General features: G+C 63.7%; 19 protein-coding genes. 8 read left to right on the top strand and 11 right to left on the bottom strand.

Features of this window, described 5'->3' with window-relative positions; genetic code table 11:
• Nucleotides 1-77: 77 nt before the first annotated feature.
• Nucleotides 78-698 (top strand): LysE family transporter, encoded by a 621-nt coding sequence (locus tag NKJ32_RS12455; protein WP_352456698.1) that lies wholly within the window; start codon nucleotides 78-80, stop codon nucleotides 696-698.
• Between the two features lie 27 nt (nucleotides 699-725).
• Here the strand turns inward: NKJ32_RS12455 and NKJ32_RS12450 are convergent, their stop codons facing one another.
• Complete coding sequence (locus tag NKJ32_RS12450) at nucleotides 726-1,526, bottom strand: lysophospholipid acyltransferase family protein (protein ID WP_352456697.1); 801 nt, start codon at nucleotides 1,524-1,526, stop codon at nucleotides 726-728.
• Between the two features lie 107 nt (nucleotides 1,527-1,633).
• Nucleotides 1,634-2,542 carry a LysR family transcriptional regulator gene (locus tag NKJ32_RS12445; RefSeq protein ID WP_352827680.1) on the bottom strand — a complete coding sequence of 303 codons (909 nt, stop codon included), beginning with the start codon at nucleotides 2,540-2,542 and terminating at the stop codon, nucleotides 1,634-1,636.
• Nucleotides 2,543-2,673: 131 nt separating this feature from the next.
• On the opposite strand from NKJ32_RS12445, the gene NKJ32_RS12440 reads away from it, so the two are divergent.
• Nucleotides 2,674-3,294 (top strand): pyridoxamine 5'-phosphate oxidase family protein, encoded by a 621-nt coding sequence (locus NKJ32_RS12440; protein WP_352570568.1) that lies wholly within the window; start codon nucleotides 2,674-2,676, stop codon nucleotides 3,292-3,294.
• A gap of 15 nt (nucleotides 3,295-3,309) precedes the next feature.
• Here NKJ32_RS12440 and NKJ32_RS12435 read toward each other — a convergent pair whose 3' ends face one another.
• The 3 genes from NKJ32_RS12435 to ftsE form a co-directional block, all read right to left on the bottom strand.
• Nucleotides 3,310-4,074, bottom strand: coding sequence for a YdcF family protein (locus NKJ32_RS12435; protein ID WP_352570567.1), 765 nt, complete (start codon nucleotides 4,072-4,074; stop codon nucleotides 3,310-3,312).
• A gap of 88 nt (nucleotides 4,075-4,162) precedes the next feature.
• Complete coding sequence (locus NKJ32_RS12430) at nucleotides 4,163-5,146, bottom strand: cell division protein FtsX (RefSeq protein ID WP_352456695.1); 984 nt, start codon at nucleotides 5,144-5,146, stop codon at nucleotides 4,163-4,165.
• On the bottom strand, nucleotides 5,139-5,798 hold the full coding sequence (gene ftsE, locus NKJ32_RS12425) for a cell division ATP-binding protein FtsE (protein ID WP_023677923.1): 660 nt from the start codon (nucleotides 5,796-5,798) through the stop codon (nucleotides 5,139-5,141). Before ftsE ends, NKJ32_RS12430 begins: the two co-directional genes overlap by 8 nt.
• Before the next feature lie 236 nt (nucleotides 5,799-6,034).
• Between ftsE and NKJ32_RS12420 the strand changes: the two genes are divergently transcribed.
• The 3 genes from NKJ32_RS12420 to NKJ32_RS12410 all read left to right on the top strand — a co-directional run bounded on the left by NKJ32_RS12420 (nucleotide 6,035) and on the right by NKJ32_RS12410 (nucleotide 7,621).
• The gene (locus tag NKJ32_RS12420) at nucleotides 6,035-6,325 is read left to right on the top strand and encodes a hypothetical protein (protein ID WP_352456694.1); all 291 of its coding nucleotides are present in this window, start codon (nucleotides 6,035-6,037) and stop codon (nucleotides 6,323-6,325) included.
• Between the two features lie 184 nt (nucleotides 6,326-6,509).
• Entirely contained in the window at nucleotides 6,510-7,052 is a 543-nt protein-coding gene (hpt, locus tag NKJ32_RS12415; protein ID WP_254816654.1) for a hypoxanthine phosphoribosyltransferase, read from the top strand.
• Between the two features lie 197 nt (nucleotides 7,053-7,249).
• Entirely contained in the window at nucleotides 7,250-7,621 is a 372-nt protein-coding gene (locus NKJ32_RS12410; RefSeq protein WP_023677925.1) for a response regulator, read from the top strand.
• Between the two features lie 19 nt (nucleotides 7,622-7,640).
• Here NKJ32_RS12410 and NKJ32_RS12405 read toward each other — a convergent pair whose 3' ends face one another.
• Nucleotides 7,641-8,591 (bottom strand): DMT family transporter, encoded by a 951-nt coding sequence (locus NKJ32_RS12405; RefSeq protein ID WP_352696777.1) that lies wholly within the window; start codon nucleotides 8,589-8,591, stop codon nucleotides 7,641-7,643.
• A gap of 190 nt (nucleotides 8,592-8,781) precedes the next feature.
• Between NKJ32_RS12405 and NKJ32_RS12400 the strand changes: the two genes are divergently transcribed.
• Complete coding sequence (locus NKJ32_RS12400; protein WP_352827675.1) at nucleotides 8,782-9,672, top strand: LysR substrate-binding domain-containing protein; 891 nt, start codon at nucleotides 8,782-8,784, stop codon at nucleotides 9,670-9,672.
• Between the two features lie 72 nt (nucleotides 9,673-9,744).
• On the opposite strand, the gene NKJ32_RS12395 is transcribed toward NKJ32_RS12400, so the two are convergent.
• Nucleotides 9,745-12,360, bottom strand: a complete 2,616-nt coding sequence (locus NKJ32_RS12395; protein ID WP_352754572.1) for a TIGR02302 family protein — start codon at nucleotides 12,358-12,360, stop codon at nucleotides 9,745-9,747.
• Nucleotides 12,361-12,570: 210 nt separating this feature from the next.
• Nucleotides 12,571-13,512 carry a threonine/serine dehydratase gene (locus tag NKJ32_RS12390; RefSeq protein WP_352646663.1) on the bottom strand — a complete coding sequence of 314 codons (942 nt, stop codon included), beginning with the start codon at nucleotides 13,510-13,512 and terminating at the stop codon, nucleotides 12,571-12,573.
• A gap of 63 nt (nucleotides 13,513-13,575) precedes the next feature.
• Here NKJ32_RS12390 and NKJ32_RS12385 point away from each other — a divergent pair, with 63 nt between their 5' ends.
• Entirely contained in the window at nucleotides 13,576-13,878 is a 303-nt protein-coding gene (locus tag NKJ32_RS12385; RefSeq protein ID WP_352646661.1) for an ArsR/SmtB family transcription factor, read from the top strand.
• Nucleotides 13,879-13,888: 10 nt separating this feature from the next.
• On the opposite strand, the gene lysA is transcribed toward NKJ32_RS12385, so the two are convergent.
• The 3 genes from lysA to argH all read right to left on the bottom strand — a co-directional run bounded on the left by lysA (nucleotide 13,889) and on the right by argH (nucleotide 16,851).
• Nucleotides 13,889-15,157, bottom strand: a complete 1,269-nt coding sequence (gene lysA / locus NKJ32_RS12380; protein ID WP_352646658.1) for a diaminopimelate decarboxylase — start codon at nucleotides 15,155-15,157, stop codon at nucleotides 13,889-13,891.
• 15 nt (nucleotides 15,158-15,172) lie between these two features.
• Nucleotides 15,173-15,379 carry a hypothetical protein gene (locus tag NKJ32_RS12375; RefSeq protein ID WP_023677931.1) on the bottom strand — a complete coding sequence of 69 codons (207 nt, stop codon included), beginning with the start codon at nucleotides 15,377-15,379 and terminating at the stop codon, nucleotides 15,173-15,175.
• Nucleotides 15,380-15,450: 71 nt separating this feature from the next.
• A complete protein-coding gene (argH, locus tag NKJ32_RS12370; protein ID WP_352570557.1) occupies nucleotides 15,451-16,851 on the bottom strand; it encodes an argininosuccinate lyase in 1,401 nt (466 codons plus the stop codon).
• Nucleotides 16,852-16,886: 35 nt separating this feature from the next.
• On the opposite strand from argH, the gene tlpA reads away from it, so the two are divergent.
• Complete coding sequence (gene tlpA, locus NKJ32_RS12365) at nucleotides 16,887-17,570, top strand: thiol:disulfide interchange protein TlpA (RefSeq protein WP_023677933.1); 684 nt, start codon at nucleotides 16,887-16,889, stop codon at nucleotides 17,568-17,570.
• The last annotated feature ends 1 nt before the right edge of the window (nucleotide 17,571 follow it).

Here is a 17,571-nt window from a genome sequence, read left to right as displayed (position 1 = left end):
CGCGCACGATCGTTCAAGACCGGCGCCGCTGCCTTGCCCTACCGTCCCTGCATCGTCGCAGGATGCAGGGACGTCGCATGGCCGGACAGGGTCTTCTCGATCAGCAGCTATGGCAGCAATTGCTGGCGCTTGTGCTGGCATCGGCCATCGTTATGGGCAGCCCGGGGCCGGCGACGATAAGTGTCACCGCGATCGGCGCCGCATTCGGCCTGCGCGATTCGCTCCGTTATGCCTCGGGAATCGTTGTCGGGACGGTCCTCGTGCTTTTGGTGGTGGCGACGGGCATCATGGCCGTTCTCACCGCGCTGCCGAAGCTCGCAGCGCTGTTGGCGGTCGCGTCAGCAGCCTACATCCTCTATCTGGCGTTCAAGATAGCGACGGCGCCGCCACTGGCGGCACGCATTGGTGGGGCGGCGCTTCCCACTTTCCTGGGCGGGTTCCTTCTGGCCGTTGCCAATCCGAAAGCCTATGTGGCGATTGCCGCCGTGTTTGCCGGCGCGTCTTCCGGCACCGGCGGTCTTGCTATTTCAGCCAAGCTGGCGGTCCTCGCCTTGATGATTGTTGCCATTCATCTCTTGTGGCTTCTCGCCGGCGCGGCTTTTGCACGTTTGTTGCGCAAACCCTTGGCGTCGCGGATCATCAATCTGGTGTTTGCCGTGACGCTGGTTGCGACGGCCGCGCTGGCTGCCCTGCCATAAGTCTTTGTGGCATCTGAGGCCGTTGTTTCAGCCTTTCAATTCAGGTTTCGCATCCAGCTCACCAAGCCGTTTCATTGCCGTCGGCGGCATCGGCGGCGGGTTCGGCGTCTGCGCCGCCTCGACGAGAAGCTGGTCGCAGGCGGCCTCCGTCTCGCCGATCAGCCGTTGCATAAATTCGTCCTTGCCGAGGCCGGGCGGGATCGGTGGCAGGAAGCGCGCCTTGATCGTGCCGGGATAGCGCAGGAACTTGCGGCGCGGCCAATAGAGGCCGGCGACGTGAGCGACCGGCACCACCGGAATGCCAAGTTGCGCGTAGAGTTCGACGATGCCGTATTTGTAGACCGGTTCGTCGCCCGGCGCCCGGCGGGTGCCCTCGGGATAGATGATCAGCTGGCGCGGATTGCGCGCCAATTCCTGTTTGGTCGCGGCGATCACCGTCTTCAATGCCTTCGAGCGGCTGCCGCGGTCGACAGGAATCATCCGCATCTTCAAAATGTACCAGCCGAAGAACGGGATCCAGGTCAGCTCCCGTTTCAATATGTAAACGGGATCGTCGAGATACGGCAGGAAAGCGATCGTGTCCCAGAAGGACTGGTGCTTCGGCGCCAGGATGAAGGAGCCTTCAGGCAGGTTTTCCTGGCCGGTGATCTCACTTCTGGTGCCGGCGATCTTGTCGTAGAGCCACATGCTGGTGCGCGACCAGAATTTCGGCACGAACCAGGCGCGATGGCGTGGCGACAGGAAATAATACGGGGTCCAGAGGATCATCTGGACGATCAAATTGAGGTAGAAGGCGAGATTGAACGCCAGCGAGCGGAAATACAGCATACAGCATGTGCCCGGTGAGGAGGTGTGCGTTGGTTACACCAAGCGCCGGCAAAAAGGAAACGCTGCGAGGCGGGCGATCGGCCCGGCCTTGCGATGGGCCGTCTTCTTCACGTTTGCCACGCGGCCTGCAGCAGGCGCTGTCTCAGGCGCGGGGCGGCGAAGTCGAGGAATGCGCGCAGCTTCACCGGCAGTAGCCCTTGGCCGGCATGGACGAGGCTCACCGGCCATGGGTCGGGCTCAAACTCTTGCAGCGCCGGGCGCAGCGTACCCGACCGGACTGCGGCGGCGATCTGGTAGGAAAGCAGCCTCGTCACGCCGACGCCGGCAATCGCCGCATCGATCGCTGCCTCAGCGGTGTTGACCCGTAGCCTGGAGCGGACCGGCACGGCGAATTCGGCCTTGCCGGTGGCGAAGGTCCAACTGGCAGCGGTGAGCCCTTCAAAGGTGATGGCACTGTGCGCTGCAAGCTCTTGCGGCGTTTTCGGCGTGCCGTGCTCGGCGAGATAGGCCGGGCTCGCGCAAACGACGCGGCGGATTGAACCCAGGCGGGTGGCGATCAGGCTCGAATCGGCAAGCTCGCCGATGCGGATGGCGAGGTCGATGTGCTCTTCGACCAACTGGGTTATCCGGTCGGCGAGTGTCAGCCGCACACCTACCTCAGGATAGACGGAGAGGAAGCTGGTGACGACCGGCAGCACATGCAGGCGGCCGAAGACGATCGGCGCAGTGACGATCAGTTCGCCGGTCGGGGCATTGTATTCGCCGGCGGCTATTCGCTCGGCCTCGCCGACCTCATCGAGAATGCGACGACAGGCGGCGAGATAGGCGTGGCCTGCATCGGTCAGCGACAGCTGCCGCGCCGAGCGGTTCAACAGCCGTGTCTTCAGGTGCTTTTCCAGGTCCGAAACCTTGCGGCTGACCGTCGTCAGCGGAATGCCGAAGCGGCGCCCGGCAGCCGAGAGGCTGCCTGTCTCTGCCGCGGCAACGAAAAGCGACATGGACTGGAGGCGATCCATAGCTCTCCCGAAAAGTTGCCCTCCCGAAAAACGGAAGGATAGATTGCAGATATGGCATCTGCATCTCGAAGATGGAAGGACCTATTTCCTGACTAGCAATGCAGCGCAGCTCGGCGCTTGAGGAGGCTTCCATGAACGCTCACACCAGCGATGTTGCTTTCACCCCGACGGTGAAGGCGATTCAGGCGCGCAAGGGCTCGCGCCAGGCCTATGCCCGTGTCGAGGAGCGTGGCGGCTGGCAGGCGGCAATCACGCCCGATCTCGCCGCCTTCATCGAGGCGCAGACCAGCGTCTTTCTGTCGACCGCCAATGCGGACGGGCAGCCTTACATCCAGCATCGCGGCGGGCCTGCCGGTTTCCTCAAGGTGCTCGACGAACGGACGATCGGCTTTGCCGATTTTTCCGGCAACAGGCAGTTCATCACCCAGGGCAACCTCAGCGACAACCCACAGGCTTTCCTATTCCTGATCGATTATGCGCACCGGCAGCGCATCAAGATCTGGGGCAAAGCGCAAGTCGTCGAGGGCGATGCCGAGCTGACGGCAAAGCTGATGCCGCAAGACTATAAGGCGCGACCCGAGCAGGTCATCCTGTTTACGGTTTCGGCTTGGGATTCAAATTGCTCGCAGCACATCCCGCAGCGTTTCGAAGCGGCCGACGTGGCGGCGGCGCTGGGCGAACGCGACAAGCGCATCGAACGGCTCGAACAGGAGATCGCACGCTTGCGCTCGGGTGCAGCAGCTAGGGAATAAAAGTGCCGGTGCCGTTCAGCTTCCGCCCGCGGCGTCGGCCAGCGTGACGCCGTTGGGCGATTGCTTCACCGGCATGATGCCGCGCGCCAGCGCCAGCAGGTATTTGTTATATTCGGTGAACAGCACGCGTAGCGCTTCTGGCTTGGTCAGCCAGCCGCCATTCTCGAGGTTGGTGTTGACCACCGGATAGGGTTCGAGCCTGGCGCCGTGCAGCAGCCGGCCCATTTCCAGCAGGCTGCGCGGCATGTGATAATTGTTGGTGACGAGAATGACCGTGCCGTAGGCATGGTCCTCGACCCATTTGGCACTTTCCTCGGCATTGCCGATCGTGTCGAGCGCGGCGCGGTCGATGTCGACGCAGCAGGAAAACAGCCTCTTGTCGCCGCCGGTCGCGGCCTGAAGCTGGCGGCGGCTGGCGGAGGGATGGACGCCGCTGATCAGCAGCCGCTCGCCCTTGCCTAACGCAAGCAGGCCCATCGCAGCGTCGAGGCGCGACTGGCCGCCGGTCAGCACGATGATAGCGTCGGCCCTTGCCGGATTGGCGGGCGTAGTCAGGCGGCTGACGGTATTGGCGAACCAGCCGAAGCCGGCGACAAACAGCGCCATAAAGGCGAGCAGAAGGAGAGCCGAGATGCGCAAAGAGCGGGCTGCCAGCAGCCGCCCATGTTTGGCGAACTGACCCGGCTTGGCAAATTCATCAGGCTCGGCGAATACAGGCGGGCGCGCAACCAGCACTGGCATGCATCCAGCGGTATCGGTCGAGTCCCGAACGTCCATCATGAAATGGTTAATCCCGAAATACGGCCTTTGGTAGGAAAAAAATGCAATTTTCGTGACGATGCGTTTTCATCCGTGATCGATCTTTCCTTTAGCCGGCGTCCGGCTGGCGAATGTCGATGTCGCTGAGATAGGTAACCACGGTGAAATGGGAGGTTGCCGCCGTCAGCGCGCCGATCACCAGCACCATGACAGCGACCCCGAGATAACCCGCCGAGCCGATGGCGAAATTGCCGAACAGGGCGGTCGCCTGGTCGGCCTGCGGCGTTGCCATGTTGCGTGACGACCACCAGGAGAAGACGATGAAGACCAGGATCGCCGCGCCGCCGCCTGCCGCGGCGCCCTTCATGCCGGTGACCAGAAAATGCCGGCGGAATTCGCGCGCGATGAAGCGCGCCTCGGCGCCGACAAAATGCAGCACCTCGATGATGTGGCCATTGCCGGCCATGGCGCCGCGCGTTGCGAACACAACGGTCAGCACCGTCGCCGACAGCATCAGCGCCAGCACTGCGACACCGATCGTTACCGTGGTGCGGGCCATGGCAACCAGCCGGTCGACCCAGGTGCGATGATCGTCGAGCGAGGCACTCGGCAGCTTCGGCGTGATCGCCGCGCGCAGTGCGGCGAAATCGGGCGGACTATTCTCGTCGATGGTGATGATGATCAAGCGCGGCACCGGCAGCTCATCGATGTTCAGGCCCGAGCCCAGCCAAGGCTCGAGCAGCCGGGCCGTCGCTTCGCGGTCGACGATCCGGGCGCTTTTCACGCCAGGGTATTCGCCGGCGATCTGCGAGGCCAGCGCAAGTGCGGCCTCCATGTCGAGGCCGTCGACCGGCTTGATCTGGATGGTCGCCTCGCGCGAGATCTGGTTCTCCCAGACGGAGGCGGTGTCACGCACCAGCGTGACTGCGCCAAACGTCAGACAGGACAGAAACGTCATGATGGCGATGACCAGCACCAGCGCCCGGCCGGCGATGTTCTGCGCCGGCACGATCGGCGCCATTTTGCGCTGGACGCGGGGCTTCGCCGCCGCGGCGTCGTGACCCTCGAAATGTTCGACGGAGAGCTCAGTCATAGATGTCCAGCCTTCCGCCGGCCAGGATCATTCGCCGTGCGTCGACCTGTTCCATCAGGCCGAGGTCGTGTGTGGCGATCACCACGGCGGTGCCCAGCCGGTTGAGCTCGATGAACAACCGCAGCAAGCGTCGTGCCAGCGGCGGGTCGACATTGCCGGTCGGCTCGTCGGCGAGGAGGATCTCGGGCTGCTCGATCAACGCCCGGGCGATGGCGGCGCGCTGCTTCTCGCCGCCAGACAGCACCGGCGGCAGCACATGCATGCGCTCGCCGAGGCCGACCCATTTCAGCAGCTCGGTGACGTCGGTGCGATAGGTCGCCTCCTCGCGGCCGCGCACGCGCAGCGGCAAGGCCACGTTCTCGTAGGTAGTCATATGGTCGAGCAGGCGAAAATCCTGGAACACCACGCCGATGCGACGTCTCAGATGCGGCAACTCGGTACGCGAGATGCGCGAGCGATCCTTGCCGAAAATGGTGATCAGGCCGCGCGTCGGCTTCAGCGACATGAACAAAAGCCGCAGCAACGTCGTCTTGCCGGCGCCTGAAGGTCCGCTCAGGAACTGAAAGGAGCGCTCCGGAATGTGCAAGGAGATGTCGCGGAGAATCTCCGGACCCATGCCATAGCGGAGGCCGACATTTTCGAAGCGGATCACTTTCGACGACCTGAAATTCTCGGCGGCAAGATGCCAGCCCCTTCCGTGGAAAGACCATCGGCCGGCATGGTTAACCGACGGTTAATTTGGGGGCTTTTCGAGCGAGTCACAGGGGTTCCGGTGGGGAAGCGTTAACCATTTCCGTTTACCCAAAAGAAACGAACAGCGAACAGGTGCGGTAGTGTTGGGCCATGATGGCTGAGGATCGAACCGCGCGCCCGGTTTCCGGCGAAATCATGACCGATCCGGCCGCCGAGCCGGAACGCATCATGCGCGACGTGACCGCCGAGGTCATCGATGCCGACTATGAGGTGCTGCCCCGCCATTTTACACGTCCAGACTTTGCGCCGCCGCCTGCGCGCATGATTTCCATGCCTTCGATCGAAGGCATGGACATGTTGCGCAAGCCCGAAACCGCCGTCGAACGGCCGTTGTGGGTGCATGGTGGGCCGATCTTCTGGATTGTCGGCGTCGGTGCCGCCTTTGCCGCCTTCTGGATTTCGGGCGGCCATGCGCTGGTTCGTTAGAGCGGCGCCAGAAAATCAACAGGTCACCAGATAAACGATTCGCGACGCTCTGGGACATCCGACCGTTCGCGGGCGCCCTGCGAAAGATTTGGCCTTGCCAGCCGGCTCGACATGCCTAGAAACAGGTTGAAGACCGTTTTCGGTCGGCTTCGCCTACAAGGCGATCATTGTGGGAGGGCAGCCAATGCCAGTTGTGCGCGGCAAGGACATCGAAGTCCTGTTTTCGGCGTCCGCCATCGCGCGGCGGAACCTGGAACTTGCCAAGGAGATCGCCGGGCACGACTACCACGACCTTCTGGTAATCTCGGTGCTGAAGGGATCGTTCATCTTCGCCGCCGATCTTATCCGTGCCATGCACGATGTCGGCCTGTCGCCGGAGGTCGAGTTCATCTTCATCTCCAGCTATGGCGCCGGCACGACCAGCGGTGAGGTGAGGGTGCTGCGCGACATCGACAACGAGGTCGCCGGTCGCGATGTGCTTTTGATCGATGACATTCTGGAATCCGGCAAGACGCTGAGTTTCACCCGCGACCTCATGCTGTCGCGCGGCGCGAGGAGCTGTGCCATCGCCGTGCTGCTCGACAAGCGCATGCGCCGCCAGACCACGCTCAACGCCGACTATGTCGGCTTCGACTGCCCCGATTATTTCGTCGTCGGTTATGGCATGGACGTCGCCCACGCGTTTCGCGAATTGCCCTTCGTCGGCATCGTCAAGGGCGACGCTTGAGGCCTTTTGATAATTCTACTCCGGCGGCCACCTGACGCAGTTTTCTGCGCTTCCGGTGCTCTCGGACTCGAACGTCCGCTCCGCTCCGGTTCTCGAAAACCACGCTATCTGACTTGGCGGAGCGAATTCTGAAAAGGCCTCATCGACCCTTGGCGCCTTCAGGAAACATCAACTTTTCCCCGCCAAATATCCTGCCCATGGCAAAGCTCCTGATCGTCGAGGACGATGAATCCGTCCGCACTCTCGCCGCTCGCGCGCTCGAACGCGCCGGGCATAATGTCACTGTTGCCGCCGACGGCGCACATGGCCTTTCTCTGATCCGGGCGGCGCAAGGGAGCTATGACCTTGTGCTGTCCGACATCCGCATGCCGGAAATAGACGGCATCGAGATGGCCAAGGCGGCAGCAGCGCTGTTCCCGGCGATGAAGATCATGCTGATGACCGGCTATGCCGACCAGCGCGAGCGCGCCGAGGAATTGGACGGCATTATTCTCGACGTCGTGCAAAAGCCGTTCACGCTGGCTGAAATCCGCGCCCGCGTCGAACAGGCGCTCGCCTGCTTCGCCTAAAGCCCAAGGCCGACCGCCTTCAGGCAGGGTCGCAGGTCGCCGTAATGGCTGGCGCGCCGCTCAGGCGCCGGCTGGCATTGAGCGCAAACAGGCCGGCGCCGATGATGAGGGCTGCGCCCGCCGCCGTCGCTGGTCGCGGCACTTCGGCAAAGAACAGAAAACCCCATAGCGGCGACCAGATGATACCGGTGTATTCGAAGGTGGCGACGCTGTTGGCGGGCGCCAGCCGGTAGGCCTGCGACAACAGGATCATGCCGGCCGAGGCAACGAAGCCGCATGCCCCCATCTTGAGGAGATCCGGCGTCGCCGGCCAGACCCATGGCCGGACGAGGAATTCGAGACTCGGATGCACGGCGTGGTCAATGCCTGCCAGCCAAAACAATGCCGCCACAAATGCGGCGCCGATCAGATAAGCGCCGTTCTGATAGAAAGCCATGACAGTCGAGGATTCGGTGTCGCCGATCTTGCGTGCCATCAGCTGCGAGAAACCGTAGAGCAGAGCCGAACCTAGCGACAGCAGCGCTGCCCAGTCGAACAAGCCGGCGCCCGGGCGCACCATCACCAGCACGCCGAGCATGCCGACCAGGACGGTGGCGAGCGCCTGCCAGGACACGCGTTCGCCGAGATAGGGGCCGGCCAACGCCATGATGAACAGCGGCGCCATGAAATAGAGCGCCACCGCGTCAGCCAGCGGCAGGGCGGCGATTGCCAGGTAGTAGGCCGTGTAGGAGGTGAACTGGATGAAGGCGCGCATCGTCAGCATGCCGAACCGCTTCGACAGGATCGCCTGGAATCCGACATCGGCGTGGACAAGGAAAACCAGGATCGGCAGGGCGACGATCGAGCGGATCGCCATCACCTCGGTGACCGGATAGTGGCTCGACACCGCCTTGACCAGCGGGTCCTGCAGCGAAAAGACCAGCACGCCGAGACAGAGGCTGAGGATGCCGAGCACAAGCCGATTCTGCATAGGCGCTCCTGTCTCCCGCGTGCGCGGCCGAAAGCAGGCCTGCATCCGGGTAAAAAGAACCCGCCACCGTTTCGGGCAGCGGGTACGAGTGAGGACTTTTGATTGGTCCGCAGCCGATTTCCCGGCCGCATATCCAATGGGTAAGGCGACTATCGTCCGCCGTTTGACATGTTGCAAACGAATTGGAATGATGCCAGCAATCAGATTTTCTTATGGCGGGCACAAGCGACCCAATCTCGACAGCGACCTGTTGCGCACCTTCGTGGCGGTCGCCGACACCGGCAATTTCACCAAAGCGGCGGAGCGGGCCGGCCGCACCCAGTCGGCGGTCTCGATGCAGATGAAGAGGCTCGAAGGCATGATCGGCGACAGCCTGTTCGAGCGCGGGTCGCGCGGTGTAGCGTTGACGCAGCGCGGCGGCGAACTCATAGCCAACGCCAGGCGCATCGTTTCACTGCTCGACGAGACGGCGGCATCGATGGTCGCGGCGCCGCTTGGCGGGCCGGTGCGCATCGGTATCCCGGAGGAATATGGCCACGCGATCCTGTCGCGGGCACTCGGCGCCTTTGCCAAGCGCCATCCTCAGGTCGACATCACCGTCCGCTACGCGCATTCCGGTGCGCAGATCGCGGCGCTCGCTGCCGGCGAGCTCGATCTGGCGGTGGTGTTCGAATGGCAGGATCTGTCCGGCGGTGAGGTGCTGATGCATGACCCGACCGTATGGGTGACGTCGGAGCTGCATCACATGCATGAGGAGCGGCCGGTGCCGATCGCGCTCTACAACCGTGCCGGTTGGTGCAAGGATTTCGCTATAAAGTCGCTGGAACAGCGCGGTCTCGCCTATCGTGTCGCCTACACCAGCGATACCAATGGCGGCCTGCGGCTCGCCGTCACCTCCGGGTTGGCGATTGCGCCGATCTCGCGCAGCAACATCCCGGCCGGCTGCCGCGAGCTTACGGCCGCCGACGGGTTCGGCGACATCGATTCCTCGAACGTGGTGCTGCGGCGCAATCCGAACGCTTCCGGCGAGGCCATCGACGGCATGGAAGAGGCGATCCGCGAGGCGTTCACCAACCGTTAAAAGTGCCGCTCAGTCCGGCGGTGGCGGCCTCCACGGACCGCACGGCGATCTTCCGAATATTGGGGGGCAGCCTTACTTCAGCTCCAGCAACCGCTCCAGATAGCTGCGCTCGATATCGGGGCTGAGTGCGTTGCCGAGCCGCTTGCGGATCGCTTCGAGGATCTGGCGGGCACGCTGCACATCGATCTCGTCAGGCACTCTCACCGAACTTCCGTCATCGGGACCCTCGCTGGTGCGGGGCCGCCCGAGCGGGTCACGGTCGGCATTCTGCTGGCGTCCGCCCTGCCCGTTGCCGCCCTGGTCGCCTTGCATCGCCTGCAGTTGCTTCATCATGTCCTTGGCGCCCCTGCGCAAGGCTTCCAATGCGCGGCCCTGGTGACCGACGGCCTGATCGCCTTCGCCCTCGCCGAGCGCCTGTTCGGCATTGCCCATGGATTTGCCGGCCTCGCCAAACCCCTCATTGGGGTCAAGGCCCATGCCTTCGAGGCTCTTCCTCAATTGATCGAGCTCGCTCTGCAGCTTGCCCTGGCCTTCCTGCAATTGCTTCAGCGCGTCAGCAAATTCCTGCGGCGTCATCGGCTTCGGCCGGCCGAGCGGATCGCGGTCGTCACCCGGGCCGGGCTTGCCCTCTTCGCCCATCGGGCCTGGCTCACCGTTCTCGCCGAGCTGCTCGTCGCGGTTCTGCCCGCGCTGTTGCTGGCCGCGCTGCATCTGGTCCATGCGGAAAGTGTCGTTCATCATCTCCTGCTGGCGCCGCATGATTTCGCCCAGCTTGTCCATCTGCTGGCGCATCTCGCTGTCCTGCTGACCGCCCTGTTGCTGGCGGCCTGCCTGCAGATTGTTCATCATGTCCTGCAGCTCCGACAGCAATTGCTGCGCCTGGTCGCGATTGCCGGATTTCGCCAGGTTCTCGATCTGGTCCATCATGCGGTCGATGTCGCTCTGGCGCAGTTCCTGGCCGTTCTGCTGCATCTGTGGCGCATTCGGATTCTGCTGCGCCCGCGCCGCGAATTCCTGCAGGAACTGGTTCATCGCCTCGCGCAGTTCCTTCATCGCCTTCTCGATCTCTTGGTCGCTGGCGCCGTTCTTGATCGCATCCTGCAGCGCCTGCTGCGCTTGGCGCAGCCGCTTCTCGGCCGCCGACAGATTGCCTTCCTCAATGCCGAGCGCGATCTCCCAGAGGTAAGCGACCTCGTCGCGCAACTGGTCGTCGCTGTCTGCCATCTTCAGCCGGGTGCGGGCGCTCATGATGGCGAGGTAGTGCGCCATGTTGTCGAACGTGTCTTCCGGCCTGAGCGTGATTGCATCCATCAGGTCGAGCACGCGGTCCTTGGCATAGGCGTCGAGCGCCAGTATGCGGCGCTGCTCGACCACAGCCCGCGCCAACGGGTTGGAGAATTGCCGCTCCGGCATCACCAGCGTCTTGGTTTCGCTGGTCGCCGTGTGTCCGGCACCGTCGGTGGCGACAAGCGACAGCTTGACGTTGCCACCTGCCCAGACATGGTCGGTCAGATCCTTCGTCGACTTAGCGGCATTGGCCTTGCCGCCGCGGCGCGGCAACGTCAGCGGCATTTCCGGCGGGCCATAGAGCGGATGCGCGTTGGGCACTTGCGGGTCGGCCAATGCGAAAACCGCCTTGGCGGAGGCCGCGCCATAGTCGTCGTCGATCTGGTAGTTGAGTTCGAAGGCGCCGTTGACGGCGCGCTTCGGTTCGCCGACAAAGCGGATCTGCGGCGGCTTGTCGGGAATTATGGCGAAGGCCCAGCGGCCGAGCTCGCCGTCGCTGGACTGCAGCGTCAGCGTGCCGTCGGCCGTTAACTTGCCGCTGAACTGGCGCACGGTGGAAGGCGTTGCCGGACTTGCCTCAGTCTTGGCGGCTTGCGGCCCGGTCGGATCGATGGCGCGGGTGTTGCCGCCGGTGTCGGCGTAGCTCAGCGTTTCCTCGCCCGAACCGCCGGTGACGCGCAGCGACACATCGCTGCCCTCCGGAACCGTGAAGGTCGGCAGCGCTTGAGTCGCGTTGTTGGCCAGGACCGGGGCGTTCAGGAATACCGGCGGCCTGCCGGTATAGGCCGGCGGCGTCACCCAGGCATCAATGCGCGGCGGCACGACGTCGCGGGCGGCACGGGCAACAAAACCGTCGCTCAGCCTGCCGCCCGATGGCCCGAAGGAGAAGGCAAAGGCAGTGACCAACAAAAGCGCGGCAACGGCGCGCAGCGCCCACGGGTCGCGTTCCGGCACGCGTGTGCGCGGCACGTCGCCGCCAAGCTCGCCCAGCCGGTCCGCCATGCGCCGCTGATGCTCGCGCCACAGGGCTTGCGAAAAAATGCTTTCCTTGCCGCTCGGGCGATCGGTCTGGACCTGCACCGGGCTGTGCAGCAATCGGTTGGCCGCCTCGATGCGGCGGTCGACCTCGGCACTGGATGGCGTGCGGAAGAAACGCAGTGGATAGAGTGCGGCAAGCGCTGCGACGCCGAATGCCGTGATAAGACCGATCCGCGCCAGATCGGGCAAAAATGGGAACAGGCCGAGCCACGAAATGCTGAGGAACAGGCTGGCGACGATGATCAGTGGCAGCAGCAATGGCCAGCCGCGTTCGACGATTATCGAGACCTGCGTCCCCAGCCGGCTCAAGGCAAGGCGCCTGGCCAGACTGCGATCGCTGGTGAAAATGGGTCGTTGTGTCATCGGCCCTTCCTGGCCGGGCGGGATAGCCCAGGCCTCACGAGTCTATCGCATGGGCCCGAAAAGTCGATTTTCGGGAAGCACGATGCGAAGACCTAAAATCTTAGCGCACTCCGTGCGTCCAAGCGGATGCACATCGCCCTAAGGATACCAACAAACACGGCGAAGGCGAGGCGGTTCCCCAAAACGTGAACAATAATGCCCCGGATATTGTCAGAATTTCGCCGGATTGGCGTTTGCGCCGCAGACCAGTACGGCAACGCGCTCGCCTGCAGCCGGTGCGTAGCGGCCGGACAGGAGCGCCGCGAAGGCGGCCGCACCGCCCGGCTCGGAGATGATTCGCACGCGGTCCCACAGCGCCGCCTGGGCGGCGATAATGTCGTCGTCGCCGACCAGGATCGAGCGCTCGACGAATGCCTCGGCGATAGGAAACATCATTTCGCCGACACGCTTTGGCGCGAGCGAATCGGCGGCGATGCCCTCAGCCGGCGCGTCGACGGGTCGGCCCGCCTCGAAGGCGCGATGAAGCGTCGGCGCACCCTCCGGCTCGACCGCGATTATCCTGATGCGGCCGGAAAACCAGGCAGCGATGCCGCCGATCAGCCCGCCGCCGCCGACGGCGACCAGCAGGGTGTTGAGCTTCGGCAGGTCGGCCTCGATCTCGAGGCCGAGCGTGCCTTGCCCGACCAGCGTCTCCTCCTGGTTGAAGGCGTGGATCTGCAGCGCGCCGGATTTTTCGGCGAAGCTCTCGCTGGCGGCCAGCGCCTCGGCATAACGGGCGCCGCCGACGATCAACTCGGCGCCGTAGCCGCGGATGCGGTCCAGCTTGGCCTGCGGGCTCACTTCGGGAACAAAGATGGTCGCCTTGTGGCCGAGCCGCATGGCGGCATAGGCGACGGCGGCACCGTGGTTGCCGCCCGATGCGGCGACGACGCCGGCCGCAGGAACCGGCCGTTCGAGGAGATTGGTGAACGCACCACGTGCCTTGAACGAGCCGGAATGCTGCAAGCACTCAAGCTTCAGGTCGACAGGCAGAGGCGGGCGGCCGAAATCGGCCATGTCGACGCGCAGCACCGGCGTGTGGCGCACGAAGGGCCGGATGCGGGGTTCTATCGCCGCAATGCGCTCGCGTGTGATCGTGTGGCCGTGCAGCATGCTTTCACTCCCAGAGTTGACATTCAGAGTTGACATAACTTAGTAACTTGGCAAAGTGCCTAAATGCAAGAGATCGATGTCTTCAAAGCAATCGCCAACGAGCGCAGGCTGCAGATCCTCGATTGGCTGAAGGACCCGCGAGCGCATTTTCCGTCGCAGACGGACGGCGATCTGGTCGAGGACGGCGTCTGCGCGCTGCTGATCGCGGAAAAGCTGGGGATCACCCAGGCAACGCTCAGCGAGCATATGCGCGTGCTCACCCAGGCAGGGCTTTTGCGCAGCAAGCGCATCAAGCAGTGGATATTCTATCGCCGGAATGAGGACAGAATCGCCGAGACCAGGGCGCTCATTCAGCACCGGCTGTAGCTGCAGAGTTCTACTCCAACCAGTCCGGCACCGAGTCCAGTCCGATCAGCTCGTCATAGGTCTGGCGCGGGCGCACAACGTGGAAGCGGTCGCCGTCGACCAGCACTTCCGGTACCAGCAGCCTGGTATTGTAGGTGCCGGCCTGAACGGCGCCATAGGCGCCGGCGGTGGAGACAGCGATCAGGTCGCCGGATTTCAGCCGGGGCAGGTCACGGTCGAGCCCGAGATAGTCGCCGGTCTCACAAACCGGGCCAACGACGTCGACCTTCATGCGTGGTGCAGCGGCCGGCTGCTGCGACACCGGCCTGATGTCGTGGAAAGCGTCGTAAAGCGTCGGCCGGATCAGGTCGTTCATCGCGGCGTCTACGACGAGGAAGTTCTTGGCGTCGCCCTCCTTCACGAAGATCACCTGCGAGACCAGGATGCCGGCATTGCCGACGATCAGCCGGCCTGGCTCGAACATCACTTTCAGCCCAAGTTTGGCAACATGCTTCCTGACGATCTGGGCATAGGCATCGGGCAAAGGCGGCGGGTTGTTGTCGACGCGGTAGGGAATGCCAAGGCCGCCGCCGACATCGATGTGCTCGATGGCATGACCGTCGGAGCGCAAGGCGCCGACCAACTCCACCAGCAGCGCAAAGGCGTCGTCGAAGGGCTGCAATTCGGTGATCTGGCTGCCGATATGGGTGTCTATGCCGGTGACCTTGATGCCCGGCAGCTCAGCCGCGCGCGCATAGACCTTCCGCGCATGCTGCCACGGAATGCCGAACTTGTTCTCGGCCTTCCCAGTCGAAATCTTCTTGTGCGTCCTGGCGTCGACATCCGGATTGATGCGCAGCGAGATCGGCGCGACCTTGCCCAGCGCGGTGGCGCGGGCCGACAGCAGCTCCAGCTCCGGTTCGGATTCGACGTTGAAGCAGAGAATGCCGGCCGAGAGTGCGAAATCCATTTCGCGCGCGGTCTTGCCGACGCCCGAAAACAAGATCTTGCTTGCCGGGATGCCGGCCGCCAAAGCGCGGCGCAATTCGCCCTCCGAGACCACGTCGGCGCCGGCGCCGAGCCTTGCCAGCACCCTCAGCACGGCCTGGTTGGAATTCGCCTTCATGGCATAGCAGACGAGAGCATCGAGCCCGGCAAAGGCCTCGGTGAAGACGCGAAAATGCCTGGTCAGCGTCGCCGTCGAATAACAGTAGAACGGCGTGCCGACGCTGGCGGCGATGTCTGATATCGCCACGTCCTCGGCATGCAGCGCGCCGTCGCGGTAGTCGAAATGGTTCACGAGATTGGTCCGAAATCAGAGCAGCGGGTCGAGGATGAATTTCTTGTCCTCGACAGGTTTTTCCGGCTCCGGCGGCAAAGGTTGCTTGGCCTTCTCGGCGTCCTTGCGGGCCTGCACGGCTGCCGCGTACGGCGTGTCGAGCGCAGCCTTCCTGCCGCAGGCCGCAACGGTGGCCATTGCCGCCAGCAGCGTCAGCGTCACCAAAATCCTGCTTCCGGTCATCGTGCCATCCGTCCGAAACTGTTGCCCGCAGCCGCTTCTAGCCGAGTTTTGCGGCCATTGCACCCCGCGTCTTACGCCTTGGCGAGCCGCTTTTTCCAGTAGCGGATCTGCTTGCGCACCTCGGACGGCGCGGTGCCGCCGAAGCTCGTGCGGCTCTTTACAGAATTCTGCACGGCAAGAACCGAAAACACGTCGGCGCTGATACCGGGGTGAATGGACTGCAGATCCTCCAGCGAAAGCCTGTCGAGCCCGATCTTCCTGTCCTCGGCCAGCGCCACCGCCCGGCCAGTGATATGGTGCGCCTCGCGGAACGGCAGGCCGAGCGTGCGCACCAGCCAGTCGGCGAGGTCGGTCGCAGTCGAATAGCCGGCGCCGGCCGCCTTTTTCATCGCAGCAGTGTTCACCATCATGTCGCGCACCATGCCGGTCATTGCCGCCAGCATCAGGTCGAGCGTCTCGGCCGCGTCGAAGACGGATTCCTTGTCTTCCTGCATGTCCTTGCCATAGGTCAGCGGCATGCCCTTCATCACCGTCAGCAGGCCGACGAGATGGCCGGTGACGCGGCCGGTCTTGCCGCGCACCAGTTCGGCAGCGTCCGGGTTCTTCTTCTGCGGCATGATCGACGAACCCGTCGAGAAACTATCCGATAGCCTGACGAAGCCGAATTGCGGCGTCGACCAGATGATGATCTCTTCGGCCAGCCGCGACAGATGCGTCGCGCAGATCGCCGCCAAGCCCAGGAACTCGAGCGCGAAATCGCGGTCCGAAACACTGTCGAGCGAATTGCGCATCGGCTCGCGGAAGCCAAGCGCCTTCGCCGTCTGGTGCCGGTCGATGGAAAAGCTGGTGCCGGCAAGGGCGGCGGCGCCGAGCGGGCTTTCATCCATCCGCTCAATCGCATCGCGGACGCGCGACAGGTCGCGTGCAAACATCTCGACATAAGCCATGCAGTGGTGGCCGAAGGTCACCGGCTGCGCCGCCTGCATGTGGGTGAAGCCCGGCATCACCGTTGCCGCATGCTCCTCGGCCCGATCCAGGAACGCCGTGATCAGGCCCTTCAGCGCCTCGGCGACACGAAAGCATTCGTCCTTGACCCACAGCCTGAGGTCGACCGCCACCTGGTCGTTGCGCGAGCGGGCGGTATGCAGGCGGCCGGCGGCGGGGCCGATCAAATCGGCCAGACGGGCCTCGACATTCATGTGGATGTCTTCCAGCCTGGTCGAGAACTCGAAGGTGCCGGCCTCGATCTCTGCCAGGATCGTGTTCAGCCCGTGAGCGATTTTTTCTTGATCGGCCGCCGAAATAATGCCCGTTTGCGCCAGCATCTGGCTATGGGCGATCGAGCCGCGAATATCCTGCGCATAGAGTTTGCGGTCGAACGAGATCGACGCGTTGATCGCTTCCATGATTGCGGCCGGACCCGAGGCAAAACGTCCGCCCCACATCTGGTTGCTGGCCTTCTTGTCGTTCATCGCTATAACCCGTGCTCCGGAGCAGTTTTTGCAAAATGGCAGACGGCAATAGATTTTTCCCGGCTTTGCGTCTCATCCTCGCCGCTTTGGTTGCGGGCGTGCTGGCCGGCGCGGTCGCGGTATATGTCAGGGAAAGCAGTTCTGGCAACAAGGCGCCCGCGCAAGTGGCCGCCGGCGGCGGCAAGGACGACGTCGCCTGCGCCGCCAAGACCGACCGTGCCAAGAAGATCGCCGCCGCTGCCACCGGCCAAGTTGCCGCGCTTTTGCCGGCGGATCCGCCGCAATCGCTGAAAAGCCTTGCCTTCAACGGCCCCGACGGCAAGCCGACGACGATCGCCGATCATGCCGGCAAGACGGTGCTGCTCAATCTGTGGGCGACATGGTGCGCACCTTGCCGCGCCGAAATGCCGGCGCTCGATGCGCTGCAGAAGGAGATGGGCAGCGATGCGTTTCAGGTTGTTGCCGTCAACGTCGATGCCGGCGACGATGCCAAACCGAAGAAGTTCCTGGAGGACACCGGCGTCAAGTCGCTCGGCTACTATCGCGATGCCACGATGGCGCTGTTCAACGACGTCAAGACGCGCGGCCTGGCGCTCGGTCTGCCGGTCACCATGCTGATCGATGGGCAAGGCTGCCTGATCGCCCATATGAATGGCCCGGCCGAATGGTCGGGGCCGGATGCCAAGCGTCTGGTCGAGGCGGCGCTTCAGCCGGGATAGG

This window comes from Mesorhizobium sp. M0159, from assembly GCF_040322295.1.
In the GTDB taxonomy this organism is placed as follows: domain Bacteria; phylum Pseudomonadota; class Alphaproteobacteria; order Rhizobiales; family Rhizobiaceae; genus Mesorhizobium.
The sequence above is the reverse complement of the archived record's forward strand: the minus strand, read 5'-3'. Positions and strand labels throughout refer to the sequence as shown.

Coding starts and splice junctions, on each gene's coding strand:
- NKJ32_RS12455 (WP_352456698.1), top strand. CDS start 78: ATGGCCGGACAGGGTCTTCTCGATCAGCAGCTATGGCAGCAATTGCTG.
- NKJ32_RS12450 (WP_352456697.1), bottom strand. CDS start 1,526: ATGCTGTATTTCCGCTCGCTGGCGTTCAATCTCGCCTTCTACCTCAAT.
- NKJ32_RS12445 (WP_352827680.1), bottom strand. CDS start 2,542: ATGGATCGCCTCCAGTCCATGTCGCTTTTCGTTGCCGCGGCAGAGACA.
- NKJ32_RS12440 (WP_352570568.1), top strand. CDS start 2,674: ATGAACGCTCACACCAGCGATGTTGCTTTCACCCCGACGGTGAAGGCG.
- NKJ32_RS12435 (WP_352570567.1), bottom strand. CDS start 4,074: ATGATGGACGTTCGGGACTCGACCGATACCGCTGGATGCATGCCAGTG.
- NKJ32_RS12430 (WP_352456695.1), bottom strand. CDS start 5,146: ATGACTGAGCTCTCCGTCGAACATTTCGAGGGTCACGACGCCGCGGCG.
- NKJ32_RS12420 (WP_352456694.1), top strand. CDS start 6,035: ATGACCGATCCGGCCGCCGAGCCGGAACGCATCATGCGCGACGTGACC.
- hpt (WP_254816654.1), top strand. CDS start 6,510: ATGCCAGTTGTGCGCGGCAAGGACATCGAAGTCCTGTTTTCGGCGTCC.
- NKJ32_RS12410 (WP_023677925.1), top strand. CDS start 7,250: ATGGCAAAGCTCCTGATCGTCGAGGACGATGAATCCGTCCGCACTCTC.
- NKJ32_RS12405 (WP_352696777.1), bottom strand. CDS start 8,591: ATGCAGAATCGGCTTGTGCTCGGCATCCTCAGCCTCTGTCTCGGCGTG.
- NKJ32_RS12400 (WP_352827675.1), top strand. CDS start 8,782: ATGCCAGCAATCAGATTTTCTTATGGCGGGCACAAGCGACCCAATCTC.
- NKJ32_RS12395 (WP_352754572.1), bottom strand. CDS start 12,360: ATGACACAACGACCCATTTTCACCAGCGATCGCAGTCTGGCCAGGCGC.
- NKJ32_RS12390 (WP_352646663.1), bottom strand. CDS start 13,512: ATGCTGCACGGCCACACGATCACACGCGAGCGCATTGCGGCGATAGAA.
- NKJ32_RS12385 (WP_352646661.1), top strand. CDS start 13,576: ATGCAAGAGATCGATGTCTTCAAAGCAATCGCCAACGAGCGCAGGCTG.
- NKJ32_RS12375 (WP_023677931.1), bottom strand. CDS start 15,379: ATGACCGGAAGCAGGATTTTGGTGACGCTGACGCTGCTGGCGGCAATG.
- argH (WP_352570557.1), bottom strand. CDS start 16,851: ATGAACGACAAGAAGGCCAGCAACCAGATGTGGGGCGGACGTTTTGCC.
- tlpA (WP_023677933.1), top strand. CDS start 16,887: ATGGCAGACGGCAATAGATTTTTCCCGGCTTTGCGTCTCATCCTCGCC.